Origin of the sequence: Streptomyces sp. NBC_01006 (assembly GCF_045162725.1) — a bacterium.
GTDB lineage: Bacteria > Actinomycetota > Actinomycetes > Streptomycetales > Streptomycetaceae > Streptomyces.
The window spans coordinates 6635058-6653404 of the sequence record NZ_CP108700.1 but is presented as its reverse complement, the minus strand read 5'-3'; the positions used below and the strand labels follow the sequence as shown (position 1 = coordinate 6653404).

16 protein-coding genes and 2 pseudogenes are annotated in these 18347 nt (G+C 71.0%); 8 read left to right on the top strand and 10 right to left on the bottom strand.

What is annotated here, in order from left to right:
- Positions 1-22: 22 nt before the first annotated feature.
- Positions 23-595 carry a TIGR03086 family metal-binding protein gene (locus OG509_RS30145; RefSeq protein ID WP_406185734.1) on the bottom strand — a complete coding sequence of 191 codons (573 nt, stop codon included), beginning with the start codon at positions 593-595 and terminating at the stop codon, positions 23-25.
- Positions 596-789: 194 nt separating this feature from the next.
- On the opposite strand from OG509_RS30145, the gene OG509_RS30140 reads away from it, so the two are divergent.
- The gene (locus tag OG509_RS30140; protein WP_406185733.1) at positions 790-1617 is read left to right on the top strand and encodes a methyltransferase domain-containing protein; all 828 of its coding nucleotides are present in this window, start codon (positions 790-792) and stop codon (positions 1615-1617) included.
- Positions 1618-1670: 53 nt separating this feature from the next.
- Here OG509_RS30140 and OG509_RS30135 read toward each other — a convergent pair whose 3' ends face one another.
- Complete coding sequence (locus tag OG509_RS30135) at positions 1671-3665, bottom strand: DUF5107 domain-containing protein (RefSeq protein ID WP_406185731.1); 1995 nt, start codon at positions 3663-3665, stop codon at positions 1671-1673.
- A gap of 89 nt (positions 3666-3754) precedes the next feature.
- Positions 3755-4312 (bottom strand): GNAT family N-acetyltransferase, encoded by a 558-nt coding sequence (locus tag OG509_RS30130; protein WP_406185730.1) that lies wholly within the window; start codon positions 4310-4312, stop codon positions 3755-3757.
- An 11-nt stretch (positions 4313-4323) separates the two neighbouring features.
- Here OG509_RS30130 and OG509_RS30125 point away from each other — a divergent pair, with 11 nt between their 5' ends.
- Both OG509_RS30125 and OG509_RS30120 read left to right on the top strand, forming a co-directional pair.
- Positions 4324-5070: a hypothetical protein gene (locus tag OG509_RS30125; protein WP_406187721.1), complete on the top strand. Its 747-nt coding sequence runs from the start codon at positions 4324-4326 to the stop codon at positions 5068-5070.
- Positions 5071-5170: 100 nt separating this feature from the next.
- Positions 5171-6487, top strand: a complete 1317-nt coding sequence (locus OG509_RS30120; RefSeq protein ID WP_406185729.1) for a serine hydrolase domain-containing protein — start codon at positions 5171-5173, stop codon at positions 6485-6487.
- Here OG509_RS30120 and OG509_RS30115 read toward each other — a convergent pair.
- The 4 genes from OG509_RS30115 to OG509_RS30100 all read right to left on the bottom strand — a co-directional run bounded on the left by OG509_RS30115 (position 6484) and on the right by OG509_RS30100 (position 11427).
- Positions 6484-8538, bottom strand: a complete 2055-nt coding sequence (locus OG509_RS30115) for a prolyl oligopeptidase family serine peptidase (protein WP_406185728.1) — start codon at positions 8536-8538, stop codon at positions 6484-6486. The genes OG509_RS30120 and OG509_RS30115 overlap by 4 nt on opposite strands.
- Before the next feature lie 27 nt (positions 8539-8565).
- Positions 8566-9915, bottom strand: coding sequence for a M20/M25/M40 family metallo-hydrolase (locus OG509_RS30110; protein WP_406185727.1), 1350 nt, complete (start codon positions 9913-9915; stop codon positions 8566-8568).
- Positions 9908-10741, bottom strand: coding sequence for a M55 family metallopeptidase (locus OG509_RS30105; RefSeq protein ID WP_406185726.1), 834 nt, complete (start codon positions 10739-10741; stop codon positions 9908-9910). Before OG509_RS30105 ends, OG509_RS30110 begins: the two co-directional genes overlap by 8 nt.
- A 242-nt stretch (positions 10742-10983) precedes the next feature.
- Positions 10984-11427, bottom strand: a complete 444-nt coding sequence (locus tag OG509_RS30100) for an SRPBCC family protein (protein WP_053689660.1) — start codon at positions 11425-11427, stop codon at positions 10984-10986.
- Between the two features lie 202 nt (positions 11428-11629).
- Here OG509_RS30100 and OG509_RS30095 point away from each other — a divergent pair.
- A pseudogene (locus tag OG509_RS30095) lies at positions 11630-12049 on the top strand (radical SAM protein); the annotation flags it as partial.
- Between the two features lie 87 nt (positions 12050-12136).
- On the opposite strand, the gene OG509_RS30090 reads toward OG509_RS30095, so the two are convergent.
- Both OG509_RS30090 and OG509_RS30085 read right to left on the bottom strand, forming a co-directional pair.
- On the bottom strand, positions 12137-13306 hold the full coding sequence (locus tag OG509_RS30090; RefSeq protein ID WP_406185725.1) for a protein-L-isoaspartate(D-aspartate) O-methyltransferase: 1170 nt from the start codon (positions 13304-13306) through the stop codon (positions 12137-12139).
- A 5-nt stretch (positions 13307-13311) separates the two neighbouring features.
- Positions 13312-13455, bottom strand: a complete 144-nt coding sequence (locus OG509_RS30085) for a hypothetical protein (RefSeq protein ID WP_199917921.1) — start codon at positions 13453-13455, stop codon at positions 13312-13314.
- 673 nt (positions 13456-14128) lie between these two features.
- Between OG509_RS30085 and OG509_RS30080 the strand changes: the two genes are divergently transcribed.
- Genes OG509_RS30080 through OG509_RS30070 form a run of 3 tightly spaced genes read left to right on the top strand, consistent with a single transcriptional unit; the run spans position 14129 to position 15737 of the window.
- Positions 14129-14383: a hypothetical protein gene (locus tag OG509_RS30080; RefSeq protein ID WP_388095565.1), complete on the top strand. Its 255-nt coding sequence runs from the start codon at positions 14129-14131 to the stop codon at positions 14381-14383.
- Positions 14355-14870, top strand: a complete 516-nt coding sequence (locus tag OG509_RS30075; protein WP_406185724.1) for a DUF6879 family protein — start codon at positions 14355-14357, stop codon at positions 14868-14870. Before OG509_RS30080 ends, OG509_RS30075 begins: the two co-directional genes overlap by 29 nt.
- A 21-nt stretch (positions 14871-14891) precedes the next feature.
- Positions 14892-15737 carry a helix-turn-helix domain-containing protein gene (locus tag OG509_RS30070; RefSeq protein ID WP_406185723.1) on the top strand — a complete coding sequence of 282 codons (846 nt, stop codon included), beginning with the start codon at positions 14892-14894 and terminating at the stop codon, positions 15735-15737.
- Positions 15738-15974: 237 nt separating this feature from the next.
- Here the strand turns inward: OG509_RS30070 and OG509_RS30065 are convergent, their stop codons facing one another.
- A complete protein-coding gene (locus tag OG509_RS30065) occupies positions 15975-17621 on the bottom strand; it encodes a recombinase family protein (protein WP_406185722.1) in 1647 nt (548 codons plus the stop codon).
- Positions 17622-17662: 41 nt separating this feature from the next.
- Here OG509_RS30065 and OG509_RS30060 point away from each other — a divergent pair.
- Positions 17663-18310, top strand: a pseudogene (locus OG509_RS30060) (radical SAM protein); the annotation flags it as partial.
- Positions 18311-18347 lie beyond the last annotated feature (37 nt).

Below are 18347 nucleotides of genomic sequence, written 5' to 3'. Positions count from 1 at the left end.
CCCCCGGCGGGCGGCGGAGGGCTCAGCCCTTCCTGCCCACCAGGGCCAGCAGCCGGGTCTGGGCGTTCGCACCCGCCGGCACGTCCAGGGGCGCGGCGAACAAGCCGCTGGCGGCGAGCCCGTCGGCGTACGGCATGACCTCCTTGAGGGCGAACTCGACCAGCCCGTCCGGGAGCCGGTCGTCGGCGCCGATGCCCCGCGAGAGGTCCCAGGTGTGCACGACGCAGTCGGCGGTCAGCTCCGCGCAGTACGCCCGGCCCAGCGCGGGCCCGTACGAGAGTCTGACCGTGCGGTCCAGCGCCCCGGGCGCGGTGAACGCGGCGTGCGCGGCGCCCGACGCCCGCTCCCAGGCGCCCGCCGGGTCCTCGCCGAGCACGTCGCCGGAGAGCGCGTCGCCGATCTCCTCGATGGTGCGCCCGTCGGTGAGCATCGGCGGGATCCAGAGCTGTTCGCCGGTGACGTGGTTGACCAGGTCGCGGACGGTCCATTCCGTACAGGGGGTCGGGGCGCCCCATTGGCCGTCCTCGATGGCGCGCACCCGCTCTCCGAAGAGCCGCAGGGCCTCGGCGTGCTGTTCGAGCAGCGTGTCCGGCATGGCTCTCACCGTCCTCTGCCAGGGGGCCGGATCTCTGGAGCCCACTGTCCTCGCGCCTCCCTCCCCCTGCCACCGACCCGCCCACTCCCCTTCCCACGCAAGGGTGATGTCCACATGTCAAAACGCATATCTCATCCACCGAACTGATCCCCTACGGTGATCACATCGCTTCGACGACGAGGAGGAGTCGGCTCATGGGTACCGAGGAGACGAAGGAAACCGCCGTCTACACGCACGGGCACCACGAATCCGTACTGCGCTCGCACCGCTGGCGCACCGCCGCGAACTCGGCGGCGTACCTGATCGGCGAGCTGCGGCCCGGGATGTCGGTCCTGGACGTGGGCTGCGGTCCGGGGACGATCACGGCGGACCTGGCGGAACTGGTCGCGCCGGGCGGCCGGGTCACGGCGGTCGACGCGGCGCGGGACGTCCTGGAGCAGGCCGCGGAGTACGTGCGGGAGCGCGGCCTGGCCGACGCGATCACGTTCGCCACCGCGGACGTCCACGCGCTGGACTTCCCGGACGACTCCTTCGACGTGGTCCACGCCCACCAGGTGCTCCAGCACGTCGGCGACCCGGTCCGGGCCCTGCGCGAGATGCGGCGGGTGTGCCGGCCGGCCGGGATCGTGGCCGCCCGGGACGCCGACTACGCGGCGATGACCTGGTACCCGGCCGAACCGGGTCTGGACGAGTGGCTGGGCCTGTACCGCCGGGTGGCCCGGGCGAACGGCGGCGAACCGGACGCCGGACGCCGCCTGCTGTCGTGGGCGAGGGCGGCGGGGTTCACGGAGGTCGCCTCGTCGGCGACGGCCTGGTGCTACGCCACCGCCGAGGAGACCTCGTGGTGGTCCTCCCTGTGGGCGGACCGTACGACGGCCTCGGCGTACGCGTCCCTCGCGACGGACGCCGGCCACGCCACCCCGGCCGACTTGGCCGCCGCCGCCGAGGCCTGGCACCGCTGGGGCGCGTCCCCGGACGCCTGGTTCTCGGTCCTGAACGGCGAAATCCTGGCCCGGGCCTGAGCCGGGCCCGGGCCCCGCGGGCGGGCCACGCGGCCCGGGCCCCGCGGGCGGCTCTACGTCGGCGGGCGCATGCGGAAGTTGTACGACGCGGGGAGCGGCCGGTGCGTTATGCGGGACCAGACCTCCGACAGGATCTCATCGCCCTCGCGCAGGTCCGGGAGTTCGAAGCCGTCCTCGAACACCCGGCGGGCCGCGCCCACGTGCCCCTCCGCCGCCAGCAGCCGCGCGGCCAGCAGACGGAACCGCCCCTCCTCGCGGAGCGCCGGCCGCAGCCGGTCCCACACCGCCCGCGCCGCCGGCAGACGACCGGCCGCCAGCAGCGTCGTCATCGCCTCCCGCCCCAGCGCCGACTCCGCGGCCGTCCACGGCTCGCCGCCCCGGCTCTCCTCGGCCAGGTCCTCGAAGGCCTCGGCGTACCGCTGCGCCGCCCGCGCCGGGTCGCCGGCCAGTGCGTCCGCCACCGCCAGGCAGCGCAGCAGCGGCCAGCGCGAGGGCGCCAGCGCCAGCCCGCGCTCCCAACTGCGCACCGCCTGCGCCACATCGCCCGCGCGCCACTGGGCCACGCCGAGGTGGTACTCGGTCAGCGGATCCGCCGGGGCCGTCTCCAGCATGTCCCGCCAGTGCGGGGCGACCAGGCTGGGCCCCGGCGGCGCCACCCGCCGCGGGGCGGGGAAGACACCGGTGCGCCACAGTTCCAGCCAGGGCGCCTGGGCCTCGCCGAGCCCCGATTCAGGGAAGGGGGTGCCGGGCAGCTTGTGCCCGCCGCACAGCACCTCCAGCGCGCCCCACCCCGAGCCCTCCGCCAGCCGCTCCCCGGGCTCGGTGTCGGCGGACCCGCGCCACGCCTCGTACGCCTCCTCGACCCGCTCCGCGGGCAGGGCGCCCGCCAGGGCCGTCTCCGCGGCGGACCGGGCCGCCGCCCAGTCGGGGCCGTGCACCGGTCCCGGGTCCGCGGCCAGCGGTCCGTACGCCTCCAGCCAGCTGAACTCCGCCCCGGCCTCCAGCCGTACGTGCTCCAGCTGGGTCCGGGCGAGGCCGGCCTGGATCTCGGCGTAGCCGCCGGTGCCGGGCTCGGTCAGCCACTCCTGCCAGCGCCGGCCGCCCTCCCCCGAGCCCCAGACGAACAGCTTGCGGCCGCGCAGCCGGCCCGTGGAGGTCTGGACGAGCCCGCGCCCCTCGGCGTCCAGCGAGGCGATCCACGGCCGGGCCCCGTCCGGGACCTCGTAGAAGAAGTCGGCCGGGTACTCGCTGCGCAGCGGGTACGTACGGTCCTCGCCCTCCCACCGCGGTACGGGGATCCGGCGCAGCGCGCGCTCGTACCCGAAGTGCCAGGCCTCGTCGGCGGGGGCGAGCACGCGGGTGCCGGGGTCCTCCGGGACGGCGATGTTGGACCACCAGTACACGGGGACGGCCCTTTCGTGCGGATTGCGGACGCGGACGCCGACGTACAGGAACTCCGAGTCCTGCGGCAGCCACAGGTCCACCTGGAACGGCAGGTCGCGCAGCCGCTCCCACTCCCAGAGCCGCACCATCACGCCCCCGTCGGGCCCCGGTACGAGTGCGGCGTGCAGCGGGGCGCAGGAGAGGGTGGTGTGGCCGGTGGCGCCGATGTTCCACTCGATGCCGCCCGAGAACCAGGCGCCGTTGAGGGCGAAGTTGGCGGGCTGGAACACCGGGTTGCGGTAGAGGAGCTCACGGCCGGTGGGCACGTGCACGAGTGAGTGGACGCGTCCGCCGAGCCCGGGCAGCACGGTGACCCGCAGGTGCGCGTTCTCGATGACGACGGCTTCGAACTCGCGGTCCTGCCTGCGCCGTTGGTACCCGTCCCGCAGTCGTACGGGCAGCAGCGAGCGCAGCGGCTCGTACCCGATCTGCCGGGCCATGTCGCGGGGCAGCCCCTCGCGCCTGGGGGCACCTCCCAGCGGTAGCTGGGGGAGGTCGTCGAGCGTGTGCGCGTCGGCGGGCGCGCCCAGGACGGGCAGGGGGTTCTCGGGGCCCAACGGGGCTGCGGGCAGGTTCAGTACGGCGCGGCGGACGGTGGTGGCCATGCAGGAAATGGAACACGCAGGGGCGGCCGGTGCACAGGGGTTCCGCGGATCACCACCGGTCAGGATTACGCAAAGCCCTGGCCGGAGCGCTACGCGCCGGGCATGCCGGCGGTGATCGCCCAGCGTTCGTGGTCGCGCCAGGCCCCGTCGACGAAGAGGAAGTCCGGCGAGAACCCCTCCTGGCGGAACCCGGCCCCGCGGACCAGTGCGAGGGAGGCCGCGTTGCCCGGCTGGATGTTGGCCTCCAGCCGGTGCAGCCCCAGGCCGCCCTCGTCCTCGGGGGCGAAGGCCTGCGCCACGACGAGCCCCAGCGCCTCCCGGAACAGGCCCCGCCCGGCGGCGTGCGCGAAGGCTCCGTAGCCGAGAGCACCGCAGTCGAAGGCCCCGTGGACGACGTTGTTGATGTTGACGAAGCCCGCGATGGCCCCGGTCCCGCGCTCGCAGACCAGGAATCCCACCCGGTCGGCGCCCTCGATGAGCGGGGTCGCGTACGCCTCGTACTCCTCGATCGTCGCCGGTGGGGACAGCCAGGGGTGGTGCAGGTGGCGGCTCTCGTGCACGCGTGCGGTGAACTCGGGGCCGTCGGCGAGCCGGAAGGGCCGCAGCCCGACGTGCTCCCCCTCGCGGAGGTACGCGGAAAATGACATCCGCCCAGGTTATGAGCTGTGGCACCCTTCTCCGCGTGATCATCGACCTGAACACCGAAGAACTGCTGCGCGCGGCGGTACACAACAACGCCGAGTGGTGCGCGGCGGTCAGCGGCGGCGGCGCGTTCGCGGCCGACGCGTGGACCAGCGCGCGCCGCACCCCGATGTACTACCCCGACGGCGTGACCCTGACCCGGGAGGCCTCGGCGGACGCGCTGCTGGCCGGCATGGACACCGAGTCCCCCGGCTGCTCGGTCAAGGACAGCTTCGCCGCGCTGGATCTGGCTCCGGCGGGCTTCGAGGTGCTGTTCGGCGCCGAGTGGATCCACCGGCCTGGGGACGCTCCGGCGGCGTCGGCTGCGGCCGGGTCCTCCCCCGCCCTGACCTGGGCCCGCGTCGCCGACGCCGGGGAACTGGCCGCCTGGGAGGCGGCGTGGGGCGGCGGGGAGAGCGCCGGCCTGTTCCACCCGGGGCTGCTCGCGCCGGAGATCGCCTTCCTCGCCGGACGGGCGGCCGACGGGCGCATCCTCGCCGGGGCCGCCGCCAACCGTACGGGCTCGGTCGTCGGCCTCTCCAACGTCTTCACGGCGGACGGCACCCCCGACGACGAGGCCTGGGCGGGCGCCCTCGCGGCGGTCGCGGACCTCTGGCCCGGCCTCCCTGTCGTCGGCTACGAGTCCGGGGACGACCTGGACACGGCCCTCCGCCACGGTTTCACCCCGCTGGGCCCGCTCCGCGTCTGGCTGCACACGGCGTAGGGCGGCCCGGCGGGCGGCCGGGGGCGGGCCCGGCACGGCCCGCCCCCGGCCTCGCTGTTAAAATTGGGCTTTTCCACCCAAATCGGGCTGGGGTGAGTGCATGAGGACCTCCCGAGCACGTCGGCGTACGGTCTTGCTGACGCCCTGCGTCGCCCTCCTGATCGCGGGGGGCGGTATTGCGCCCGGCGCGGCGGCCGCCGCCACGGCACGCGCCGACCCGTCGCCCACGCCCGTTCCCGCGGCGACGATGACGGCTCCCGCCCCCACCCGTATCCCGCCGCCCCTGAAGCCGATCGAGCCGGCCGCCTTCCAGACCACCGTCGAGCGCGCGGCGAAGAAGCTGATGGTGCCCGGCGCGGTCGTGCTGCTGCGCACCCCGCAGGGCACCTACCGGGCCGTCGTCGGCACGTCGGAGCTGGGCAAGGCGAGACCGCCGGGCACGAACGACCACTTCCGGATCGCGTCCAACACCAAGACCATGACGGCAGCACTGATCATGCTCCTCGCCCAGGACGGCAAGCTCCGGCTGAACGACCCGGTGTCCGCGTACGTCCCGGGGGTGCCGAACGGCGAGCACATCACCCTGGCCGACCTGCTGAAGATGCGCAGCGGGCTCTACAACTACACCAACACCCCCGAACTCTCGGCGACGCTGGACGCCGACCCCGGCAAGGCCTGGACCCCGCAGCAGATCCTGGCCATCGCCTTCCGGCACCCGCCGAACTTCGCGCCCGACGCGTCCTACGAGTACTCCAACACGAATTACGCCCTGCTGGGCCTGGTCGCCGAGAAGGCCGGCGGCCGGCCCCTGGCCCAGCAGTTCCGGGACCGGCTGTTCACCCCGCTGGGGATGAAGGGGACGCTGCTCCCGGCCGCCGACGACCGGTCCCTGCCCGAGCCCGCCGCGCACGGCTACATGTACGGCGGTTCGGTCTACGCCCTGGCCGACGACCCGTACCCCGCCGCGATGCGCGCGGCGGCGCAGTCGGGGAAGCTCCGGCCCGTCGACTACACCCGGCAGAACCCCTCCTACGCCACCGCCGCCGGCGGGGCCGTCTCCACCGCCGACGACCTGGCCACCTGGATCCGGTCCCTGGTGACGGGCAAGGTTCTGGACCCCGCATCCCAACAGCAGTGGCTCCGCGGCCCGCAGGCCGAGGACCCGGCCGCGCCCGACGGCCAGAAGTACGGCTACGGCATCGCCTACCAGCGCTTCGGCCCGAACTCCGCGATGTACTACCACGGCGGTGAACTCCCGGGCTACAACTCCTTCATCGGCCACGACCCGGTCAACGACGTCACGCTCGTGATCTGGACGAACCTGACCCTGTCCCCGGACGGGCGCACCACCGCCCAGGCCCTGCTGCCCACCGTGCTCAACCAGATCTACACGGGGCTCAACCTCCCGACGGGCTAGGGCTCTTCAGGCTCTTCGGCGACGGCGGCCGGGCTCGGCCCCAGGACCAGGCGCGGAACGTCCGTCCGCTCGATGCCGAACACCTGGGCGTACAGGGAGAGTTCCGCCTCCAGCGCGCGGACCATGGTCTCCGCCCGCCGGAACCCGTGGCCCTCGCCCTCGAAGGCGACGTACGCGTGCGGCACCGGCCGCCCCCGCAGCGCGGCCAGGAACCGCTCCGCCTGGGCCGGCGGGCAGATCGGGTCCTGAAGTCCCTGCAGCAGTACGAAAGGTGCGGTGATCCGCCCGGCCCGGGCCAGCGGCGAGCGTTCGCGGCACCGTACGGCCAGGGTCTGCGGGGGTCCGGCCAGGCCGTCGATGTAGTGGGACTCCAGGTCGTGGGTCTCCTCCGCGAAGCCCAGCAGGTCCAGCACGGGGTAGATGACCGTCCCGCAGGCGTACAGGTCGGTGGCCGCCAGCGAGGCCGCCGCCGTCCAGCCGCCCGCGCTGCCGCCGCGGATGGCGAGCCGGGCCCGGTCCGCGGTGCCCTCGGCGGCCAGGGCCCGGGCCACCGCCGCGCAGTCCTCCACGTCGACGACGCCCCACTGCTCGCGCAGCCGCTCCCGGTAGGCGCGCCCGTAGCCGCTGGAGCCGCCGTAGTTCACCTCGGCCACACCGATGCCGCGCGAGGTGAAGTACGCGATGTGCAGGTCGAGTACGGGCGGTACGTGGTCGGTGGGGCCGCCGTGCGCCCACACCACGTACGGGGGGAGTTCGTCGGCGGGGGCGCGGCGCGCGGGGTGGTGCGGCGGGTAGATGTGGGCGTGGATCTCCCGCCCGCCGGGGCCGAGGAAGGTCCGGCTCTGCGGTTCGGGGTAGTACGAGGGGTCCACCGGGTCCACCCCGGCCGCGCCGACCACCCGCGCGTGCCCGCTCTCGACGTCGAGCTCCACGACCTCGTAGGCGCTGCGCGGGCTGGCCGCGACCCCGTAGACGCGGTTGCCGTACGCGGCGAGGGTCGGCTGCCAGGCCGTCCACGGTCCGGCGGCGTCCACCAGATCGCCGCTCTCCGGGTCGAGGACACCGAGCACGGAGGAGCCCTGGCCGTGCAGCACGGCGACGAGCCCGCCTCCGGGGCCTTCCGCCCGGGAGGTGCCGCCGGGGAGCGGGGCCAGCCAGCTCAGCCCGGGTTTCCACAGGGGGCCGCCGAACTCCTCCTCGCGCGGGCAGAGGTTGACGGCCTCGCCGGTCGCCGGATCCACCCGGTACGGGTTCCACCAGCCACTGCGGTCGCTCACGGCGAGGAGGTCCCCGCCGGAGGTCCACTCCACCTGGGCCACGGACTCCTCGGGGCCGCCGAGTACGGTGCGGACCCCGGTCAGCGTCCCGTCGGGCTTGACCTCGGCGAGCCGTACCTCGGTGCCGTCCCACGGCATCCGGGGGTGGTCCCACACCAGCCAGGCCGCCTGCAGTCCGTCGGGGGACAGCCGGGGTCCGGTGGTGAACCGGTGCCGGTCGTCGGTGAGTTCGCGTACGAGCGACCGGTCCTCGGCGGCCGATCCGTCCAGCGGTACGGCGGCCAGCACCCGGCGTACATCGGTCGGCGCGGGCCCGGTGAACTCCTCCAGCACGCACCAGACTTCGCCGTCGCGCAGGACGGGATCCGCCCAGCGCAGTCCGCCTCCGACCGCGGAGAGCGGGGTCAGGGGCCGCGGGGCGCAGCCGCCGCCGGGCGCGTCGGGCTCGTACGCGTACATCCGCTGGTCGGCGAAGTGGACGAACACCAACAGGGGCCCACCCGAAGGCCGTTCGGTGCCCGCCCAGGGTCGGCCGCCGTACTCGGTGACCCGGCTGCGGACGTTCCACGGGGCCGGCAGCACCGAGGCTTCGGGGCCGCCGTCGGCGGGCCGGCGCACCAGGGTGCGGCGGCCGCCCTCGGCCGGGCGGGGCGCGGTCCACCACACCTCGGGGCCGACGGTGCCCACGTACTCGGGCCGCCCGTCGAGCGAGGCGGCGGCGGCCGCGTCGAGGGGCGAGGGCCAGCTGCCGTAGGGCCCGGTCGGCACCGCCATCACCGGCTCACCATCACAGGGTCACCATCACAGGGTCCGCAGGGCGTGGTCGAGGACGCGTACGCCGAAGTGCAGGGCGTCGACGGGGACCCGCTCGTCCACGCCGTGGAAGAGGGACCAGTAGTCGAAGCCGGGCGGCAGCTTGAGCGGGGAGAAGCCGTATCCGGTGATCCCGAGCCGGGAGAACTGCTTGGCGTCGGTGCCGCCCGCCATGCAGAACGGCACCACGTGCCCGTCGGGGTCGAAGCGTTCCACCGACTCGCGCAGGATCCCGAACGTCCGCCCGTCCACGGGGGCTTCGAGGGCCACCTCGCGGTGGTGGAACTCCCAGGTGACGTCGGGGCCGGTGAGCTCGTCGAGGGTGGCGATGAACTCCGCCTCGGTGCCGGGCAGCATCCGGCCGTCCACGTACGCGGTGGCCGTGCCCGGGATGACGTTGAGCTTGTAACCGCCGCTGAACATCGTCGGGTTGGAGCTGTTGCGCACGGTCGCCTCGACGAGGAGTCCGGCCGGGCCGAGCTTGCCGAGGACCGCGTCGAGGTCGAAGTCGCGGGCACCCGGGTCGACCGACAGGCCCTGGAGGGCCGCGAGTTGTGTGATGCAGGCGGCGACCGTACCGGTGAGCCGGACGGGCCAGCGGTACTCGCCGATCCGGGCCACGGCGCCGGCGAGCCGGCTGACGGCATTGGCCCGGTTGGGCTTGGAGCCGTGGCCCGCCGTGCCGTGGGCGGTCAACTTCAGCCAGGCGGTGCCGCGTTCACCGGCCGCGATCGGGTAGAGGGCCTGGCCGGGGCCGTTGTACACGGTGAAGGCGCCGGATTCGCTCAGGCCCTCCGTACAGCCCTCGAAGAGGTGCGCGTACTGGTCGGCGAGGAATCCCGAGCCGTCGACCGCGCTGTCCTCCTCGTCGGCGGTGTAGGCGATCACGATGTCCCGGCGGGGTTTGACGCCGGCCCGCGCCCAGGCCCGTACGACGGCCAGCACCATCGCGTCCATGTTCTTCATGTCGACGGCGCCGCGGCCCCAGACCACCCCGTCGCGGATCTCCCCGGAGAAGGGGTCCACGCTCCAGTCGGCGGCCTCGGCGGGGACCACGTCGAGGTGGCCGTGGACGAGGAGGGCCTCGGCGCCGGGGTCGGTGCCCTCGATCCGGGCCACCACGTTGGTGCGGCCGGGCGTGCGCTCCAGCAGGACCGGCTCCGGGCCGGCCGCCGCGAGCCGCTCGGCGACGTACTCGGCGGCGGGGCGCTCGCGACAGTCGCCGCCGCCCCGGTTCGTGGTGTCGATGCGGATCAGGCCGGAGGTGAACGCGACGGCTTCGTCGAGCGCGACCTGGTCGACCGGGGACTCCTGGGTGACTGCGGGCATGTCAGCCATACTGCTCCTCCACGGCTGCCGAGACGACCGTCGTGACCGCCTTGAAGGTCCGGATCCCCTCGTACATCGTCTCGCTGGTGTACGCGACCCTGCGTTCCCCGAAGCGTTCGGCGCCCGGGACGACGGTGGCGGCCATCGCCAGGTGCGCGGCGTCGAACTCCAGCTCCACGGTGTACGGGCCCCCGCGCACGGGATCCCGGCGTACGGCGAGGGCCGCGGCCTCCTTGGCGGCGGCCCGGATGTCGGCGGCGGTACGGGCCGGGGTGCGGCAGACGGCGGCGTAGCGGGAGACGTGGTCCTTGACGGCGACCTTCAGCGCGTCCGGCGCGTAGCCGTCGGCGTCGGCGCAGGTCAGGTCGTCGCCGGTGACGAGGATGACGGGCACTCCGTACTCGGCGACGACCTGCGCGTTGAGCAGCCCCTCGCTCGCGCGGGTCCCGTTCAGCCAGACGCCGGTGATGGAGTTGGCGAGGTAGGTGTGGGCGAGGACTCCCTCGGAGCCGGCGCCGGTGTGGTAGCCGACGAACGCGACGCCGTCGACGTCGCCGTGCTGGACGCCCTCGACCATGGAGAGGGACTTGTGGCGGCCGGTGAGCATCTCGGCCCGCTCGTCGAGCTGTTCGAGCAGCAGGTTGCGCATGGTCCAGTGGGCCTCGTTGATGAGGACCTGGTCGGCGCCGCCGTCGAGGAAGCCGAGGACGGCCGCGTTCACGTCGGAGGTGAACATGGGGCGGCAGCGCTCCCACTGGGGGGTGCCGGGCAGGACGTCGGCGGGCCAGGTGACGCCCGTGGCGCCTTCCATGTCGGCGGAGACGAGGATCTTCATCGGGCCCCCCGGGCGGTCGGCTGCGCACGGCGCGTCCTCGCAGGGCGGCCGACACGGACGAGGACGTCCGCGCAGGCCTCCACGCCGCTCGCGCGCAGGGTTCCAGCCTAGCCGCGCGGGCCCGCTCCGGCCCGGGGGCACGCCCGGGCCGGGGGCTCACATCGGCCGGGAAATCCACCCGAACCGGTGAGCCGCCCGGCGCCGTCGGCGGCGGCAGTGCCGCGGCAAGGCAACCGCCTTGCTCAGCCCTCGACTTCGGCGGCCAGGTTGGCCAGCAGGGTGTCGTAGATCCGGCCGAGGCCCTTGGGGGCGAAGGTGCGCTCGAAGAAGCCGCCGATGCCGCCGGCGCCGTTCCAGACGGTGGTGACCACGGCTTTGGACTTGCCCTCGCCGGCCGGGGTGACGACCCAGGTGGTGACCATGGTGGAGTTGCGGTCCTTCTCCACGAGCTGGCCGTCGGTCGGCTCGGTGACCTCCAGCAGGCAGTCGCGTACGCGCTTGCTGGTGGCCTGGAGCTTCCAGTGGACGAGGGTGCCCTCGCCGTCGCCACCCTCGCGCACCTCGTACTCGCTGAAGTGCTCGGGCAGCAGCTTCCCCCGGGTCCCGGTGTAGTCCGCCAGCGCGTCGAACACGGTCTCCGCGTCGGCCGCGATGATCCGCTCCGTGGTGGCCTCGACCTGCGCCATAGCTGTTCCTCCAGCAGTTGTGTCCGTCGTCGCGGCAAGCCAACCACCTCCGGGGCAAGCGCCCAAATCCGGGGCCGGAGGCGGCAGCGCGGGCGGGCGTCCCGGCGTCCTGCCCGGCGGCGTACTCCTCCCGGACGGCGACCCCGCACGATCATGGGAACGTTTGTTCTATTCTCGGGGCGAGACACCGAGGGAGGCGCTCATGCGCTGGGACAATCTGACGGGCGGGCCCGGAGCCCCCGATGCGTCGGGAGCGCTCTTCAGGGCCGCCTCCGTCGTCACGCGGACCTTCGACACCCCCGAGTTCCGCGGGATCACCTTCCACGAGGTCCGCGCCCGCTCGATCCTCAACCGGGTGCCCGGCGCCTCGCGCATGCCGTTCGAGTGGACGGTCAACCCGTACAGGGGCTGCAGCCACGCCTGCGTGTACTGCTTCGCACGCAAGACCCACAGCTACCTCGACCTCGACACCGGCATCGGCTTCGACTCGCAGATCGTCGTCAAGACCAACGCCCCCGAGCTGCTGCGCCGCGAACTCGCGTCGAGCCGGTGGACCGGCGCGCACATCGCCATGGGCACCAACGTCGACTGCTACCAGCGCGCCGAGGGCAGTTGCTCACTCCCCAAAGTGGACCTGACCTGCGTAAACACCAGATCGCCCCGCCATGCGCTCGGTGGAGGCACACGGACGGGGCGTTTCAGGGGGATGTCAGCCCACTTCTGGGACGGGGTGGTCCGGGGAGTCGAGCCAGGCCCGTTCCCCGTCGCTGTCCACCGTCAAACCGAACCGATCGAACCCGGGCCGCCCCTGCCCCTCCCACCAGACGTAGGCGGCTTCCGTCTCGTCCCACAGCCTTCGTGGGCCGGACTGCACGACCTCGAAGGACTCGGCCCCCGGCTCGTAGTCAACCGACGCCCACGACGTGGTGTCCGTGCTGTACGTCCACAGCGTGTACGTACCGTCGTCGTAGCGCTCCACGGACCAGAACGCCTCCGGCATTTGGAGCCCAATGGCGAACTGTTCCACCCACCCACCGACCTCAGCGGGGGAAAGCACGGTGGTGCTCCTGTCGCCGTCGGCGGGCCATGCCTGCCCCTTGAGGTAGGTGTCATGAGGGGGCCGGTTCGGGCGCTGCTGCCGTAGACGCATGAACGCACTGGAGCGTGTGAAGCGCCCGCTCGCCGTCCTGCCATCCACGATCAACCGGGCGATAGCCTCCCCGCCGTACCGCGTCCCCCACGGGGCCACGATCACCCCGCCGGAGCGTGTCTGGTCGACCCATGCCCAAGGGACCTGTCCGACCGAGCACGTGGCGATGATCCGGTCGTACGGGGCTCGACCTGGGTACCCCAGCCGGCCGTCTCCGACGATGACCAGCGGGGACATTCCAGCGGCGCGATGGTTCTCCCTGGCCCCCTTCGCCACGTCGGCATCGAACTCGATGGAGACGACGTTCTCCCCGCCGAGTCGGTGGGCGAGCAGGCCCGAGTTCCAGCCTGTGCCCGTCCCGATCTCAAGGATGAGGTGCTCGTCCCTCACGTCGAGATCGGCCAGCATCGAGAACACCATGTGAGGCTGCGAACTGGAGCTGGAAGGCGTCTTCCCCAAGCCGTCCCCGGTGTGGCTACCGTCGTCCCACTGTGTGGTCAGCGGGATGTCCGAGTACACCGCTGTAAACCACGCGTGCGGGTCCTTGGTTCGGTCCACTACAGGGTTCTGCCGGGTGCCGTCCGCGATGCCCGGCCAGATGCGGTCGGGGACGAACAGGTCCCGGGGTACGGCCTTGAACGTCGGCAGCCAGCCGGATTGCAGCGCGCCTGAAGAAACGAGGGCAGAGGCGAGCCCCGAAGGGCCCACCTCCTCCGTGCGTGTCGTCACAGCGCCTACTTACCCGTGGTGGGGCCCGAGCCATCCGACGTGTTGCCGCCCTCGTCCGAGCCGCCCCCGCCGTGCTTGGCCCCGCTGCTGCTGTCGTCCTGCTGGCTACCGCCCTGACCGCTTCCGGTACCGCCACCGTGCTTGGGCATCTGCTACTCCTCAACTCGTGATGGTGTGGGGGCTTGCACTTGCTGGCCCGCCCTGGCGGGGCGGGAGTCTGGGTTAGGCGGCCCAGCCTCGGGCCACGATGACGGCGACGACGTAGACCCACGCAGCGAAGGCGAGACCTACCACCAAGCCGCGCGCGGCCCTCACGCCTCCTCGCCACGGAAGGGAGATGGGGGCGGGTTGCTGCCGGGCGGGAAGTAGACGACTCCGGATCGCACGTCCAGCGCTCCGCCCCGCTCGGTCCACCAGCCCTCTGGAGAGTCCCTGGGGCCGTCACCGCTTGAGCCCCTGCGGGTCGTCACAGTCGATGTGCCGATAGACCACGGCCGGACCGGCAGACCGCCGTTCGACCTCACCCCGGCGGCAACGCTCAAGGCTCTTGATCGGCTTCCGGCATGCTGGGCACGTCTCCCCGGAGGGGGCGAAAGTCGTGTACTCCCGCTGGCTTGCGTCGGTCTCGGTCATTGCCGCCATGTCCCGCCGTCCCCTCGGTGAAGTCGTGGTGATGGCGACGCTAAAAGGCAGCCCGTCCGGGGCTCCATCAACTTGCATGAGCTTGCACGCCATTTCAGCGCAGGTGCTCTTGACTGCTCACGCAGCAACGGGAGGATGGGCCATGCAAGTTCAGGCAAACCGCAACGGAGAGAGGCTGTCATGGCGCTACGGTTCGTTGGGATCGACCCGAACACCGACCTTGAACACTGCCCTACCGTCTGGGCTGATGAAGAGTCGGGAGAACTGGTGTTGCAGGGCTGGAAGGCTGGCGCTGAACTCCGCGCGACCTGTGAGGCGAGTAGTCCGGCCAAGGGAGCAATTCCGGACAGCGAGGAAGTCATCAGGATTCCGGCGCGCATGGTGCCGATGATCAGGGAAGCGTGCGATGCCGTCGAGCGTTCCGCCGTTCAGTGAACTGCTGGCCAACACCCGTGAGTCCGCCCTCCATTTGGAAATGCGGGATGACTACGGCACCAATCCTCGGCTAGAAGCGTGGCAGCGCGGGGAACGCGTTAACTGGGACGACCGCGAATCCTGGTGGCATCCGTTCCACCAGACCATTGCGGATGCCGTAGCCCGTGGTGTGGCCATCCGTCGCGCCCGCGTGATCTCAGAGCCTGTCAGTGAATACATCCGCTGGGAGCACTACGTCACGCAGGCCAACGTCATTGCTGGCGAAGATGTGCGCTGGCTGCCCCGTAGTCAGGCAACTGGCTCCCTGGTACCCGCCCATGATTTCTGGCTCTTCGACGGAAACCTAATCCGCTTCCACCACTTCGCCGGAGACGGCAGTCACGTCACGGATGAACTGAGCACTGACGCCGGCATGCTGAAGCTCTGCGTCAATGCATTCGAAGAGATCTGGCAGCGAGCCATCCCGCACCGCGAATACAAGATCTAAGAGCAATCGGACAGCCAACTCATGACATCCCCTTCGTCCAAAGCCCAGGAAGCCAGGGAATCCCTAGCTGCTCGGCTGCGGGAAATCAGGCTCGACGCGGGAATCACGGGCCGTGAGTTGGCTGTCCGGTGCGGGTGGAGTGAGTCCAAGTCATCGCGGATTGAGCACGCAAAGACACCTCCCAGCGACGCCGACATAAAGGCTTGGTGCAAAGCGTGCGGCACGCCGGGAAATGCCGATGACTTGATCGCCGCCAACCGGCAAGCGGATTCCATGTACGTCCAGTGGAAGCGGCTGCAACGAACAGGGCTCCGGCGGCTTCAAGAGTCGGGCGTACCGCTCTACGAGCAGACACAGCAGTTCCACGTCTATTGTTCCAATGTGGTGCCCGGCTTTTTTCAGACTCCCGGTTACGCAACTGCCTTGCTGACCTCCATTGCGCGGTTTCGCGGGACCCCCGACGACGTGTCGGACGCTGTGACAGCGCGCGTGAACAGATCACATGTAATCCGCGAAGGCGACCACCGGTTTGCCGTGCTGGTTGAAGAATCAGTCTTGCGGTATCGCATCGGCAGCGCCGAAACAATGGCTGCTCAGCTAGGTCATCTATTGTCGGTGATGGCGCTGCCTTCAATCTCGCTGGGAATCATTCCGTTCACAGCGCCTCGGCAAGCATGGCCATTGGAGACGTTCACCATTTTTGATGGCCAGCGCGTCCACGTGGAAACTCTTTCGGCCGCTATCAAGGAGACTCAGCCGAGCGACGTGGCACTGTACCTCAAGGCTTTTGGGAACCTGGCAGAGGTTGCCTTCTACGGATCGACTGCCCGCACACTCATCACATCGGCAATTAACGCCCTAGGCTGAGGCCCTTCGGTTCGCGGCAGCGCACGCGCCCACATAGACCCCGGCTAGAAAAGTCGCAGGTCAGCAAGCCCCCCTCTCCGAGCCGGCGGTAGGGGCAGTTTTCATATGTCAACGTACGTCGGGTCAGCAGGCGGGCGGGGGTAACATACGGGCATGGCAAAACTGAAGCGCTGCTGCTTGCTGGGCCGTACAGCAAAGGGCCCGCCCGGATCTCTCCGAACGGGGCCCTGATCGGTCTTATGCAGCCGTCTCCCATGCGGGCTCGTCAAGCCAGTTGATCTCCATACGCGAGTCTCCGTCGAACTGGACTCCTCGTTTGGGCGCCCGATGCACTCGGATACGTCGGATTGCCAGCCTCAAGAGGTCGCGTTTCAGCGGAAGGTCCGCTGCTTCCCACGCTTCCCGCTGGTCCTCCAGTTCCAACAGGAACGAGATGTCTACCGGCCCAGTTCCGCTAATGCCGTCAAGGGCCTTTTGGGCTGCTGTAACTGCCGCGTTGGCCTCGGACAGTTGGGGGGCGAAGAACCGCTCAGAGGGGCCGTCAAAGAGACCAGCCCGCCGGTCCTGCCACAGGCGGGAGAGGACTCGCTCAGCGTCCGCCAGAGCGGCCCTAGCGGTCTGCTCCTCCTCGGATGCCTGCGGGTCCTTCCTGGCTGCCCAGCGGGCCGCCACGATTGCCAGCAGAGGGTCTTCCGGATCGCTGGCGTGCAGACGGGAGGACCAAAACTGAAATACGTACTCCTCAGCGCTGTGTGCGGCTGCACTCGCGGGCGCTGGGCACACGCCGCCAGCACGGGAGCGCCAGCAGGCGTAGGAGGTTCCGGCGCTGGGCATGGACGAATTGCACCCAGAGCATTCGAGTAGGTCAGTGAGCAGATGCTTTGGTTTCCATGACTCGGCGTCGGCCGGGGGGCCGCTACCGCGCGAGGCTGCCTGGGCCTCGTTGTACTCCTCCTCGGCAAGCAGTGCAGGGCCGACCATCACACTTACCTTTTCGCCATCTTCATTCAGGTACAGCATTCGCCGTGACCTGTTGTCCGAGCGTCCAGTGATCTGCCACCCGGCATACGCGGGGTTGCCGATCATGTTTGCCACGGTGCTGAACGCCCAATTTCCCCCGCTAGGTGACGGAACAGCGCGATCATTCAGACGGCGCGCCATCTCTCGTTTGGTCACCCTCGCTACAGGCCATTCGTACGTGACCAAGCGGGCAATCTCCATCTTGGTCACGTGAGGCTCGCCCGGGATACCAGCGGACGTCTCCGGGTCGCGCTGTAGCTTCCGCTCCTCTATCTCCTCGCCATCCTCATCGAAGGCAGAGACCATGACGACGCGCAGACCATAGGGAGCGACCCCGCTGAGCCACTCGCCGTTTTCGAGCTGGAACGTCTTGGTGTTCCTCACCCGCTCGCTCAGCACCTCGGTTTCCTCGCGAGCATCCTCAGCGCGCCGGATGAGTTCCGAACGGTCACGGGGGTTCGAACTGTCGAGTCCGATTCCGGGGTTGTCCGCGTCGCCGTTGTCGACCAGCAACCGGCGGGGACGGCCGTCTGCGGGCTCTACGATCGAGAGAATGGCACCGGCACCCCGGCGCGTCCATCGGTCCAGGCGGAAGACCCACAGCGCACCGATTTCACCTCGGTCCAGAGCCTGTAGAGCGAGATCCTGCTTGGGGACCTTCTTGGACCGGCGAAAGCGGGAGGCCGATCCAACCTCACGCCATACATGGCGAACCGTCAGGCCAAGCAGTTCGGCCGTCTTGCGGCCTCGGGCCTCCTGTGCGCTGACCGAGATTTCGCGGCGGCCGGTCTTGCTCTTGACCGCCTGACTCTTCCGGCACACCAAGTCGATGAGGTGGCCTGTGTCGTCCGTCTGGGTGCTCATGGCGGGCATATTTGCACGTCAGAGCCACTTAGGGAAGTGTGCAACTTACTGAGGGCCGCTACCGGCTGATGCCCGGGATCATCGAGGCCCTGCATGAGCGGGCCAACCCCTTCTCCATCCTGACCAAGGGGACGCTGATCCTGCGCGACCTCCCGCTCCTGCGGCGGGCCGCCGAGGTGGCCGAGGTCGGCATCTCCGTCTCCGTCGGCTTCACCGACACCGCCCTGTGGCGGACCGTCGAGCCCGGCACGCCCTCCCCCGCCGCCCGGCTGGGAGCCGTACGCGCCCTCACCGACGCCGGGATCGAGTGCGGGGTGCTGATGGCCCCGGTGATCCCCTTCCTCGGGGACTCGCCCGAGCAGCTGCGGGCCACCGTCCGGGCCGTCGCCGAGTCCGGGGCGACCTCCGTGACACCCCTGGTACTCCATCTGCGGCCGGGCGCCCGCGAGTGGTTCACGGCGTGGCTGGAGGCTCACCACCCCCACCTCGTCGAACGGTACGAGCGGATGTACGCGGGCGGCTCGTACGCACCCACCTGGTACCAGCGCCGGATCACCCGGCAAGTCCACGAACTCGCCGCCGAATTCGGCATCGGCCCCTCCCGACGGGGCGCGGCCCGCGCGGTCCCCGTCCCCGAACGCCCGGCCGGGGCCGCGCCCGCCGATCCGGTCCAGCTCAGCCTCCTGTGACCTCGTACGGCCCCTGAAGGCTCATCACATCGGGCCA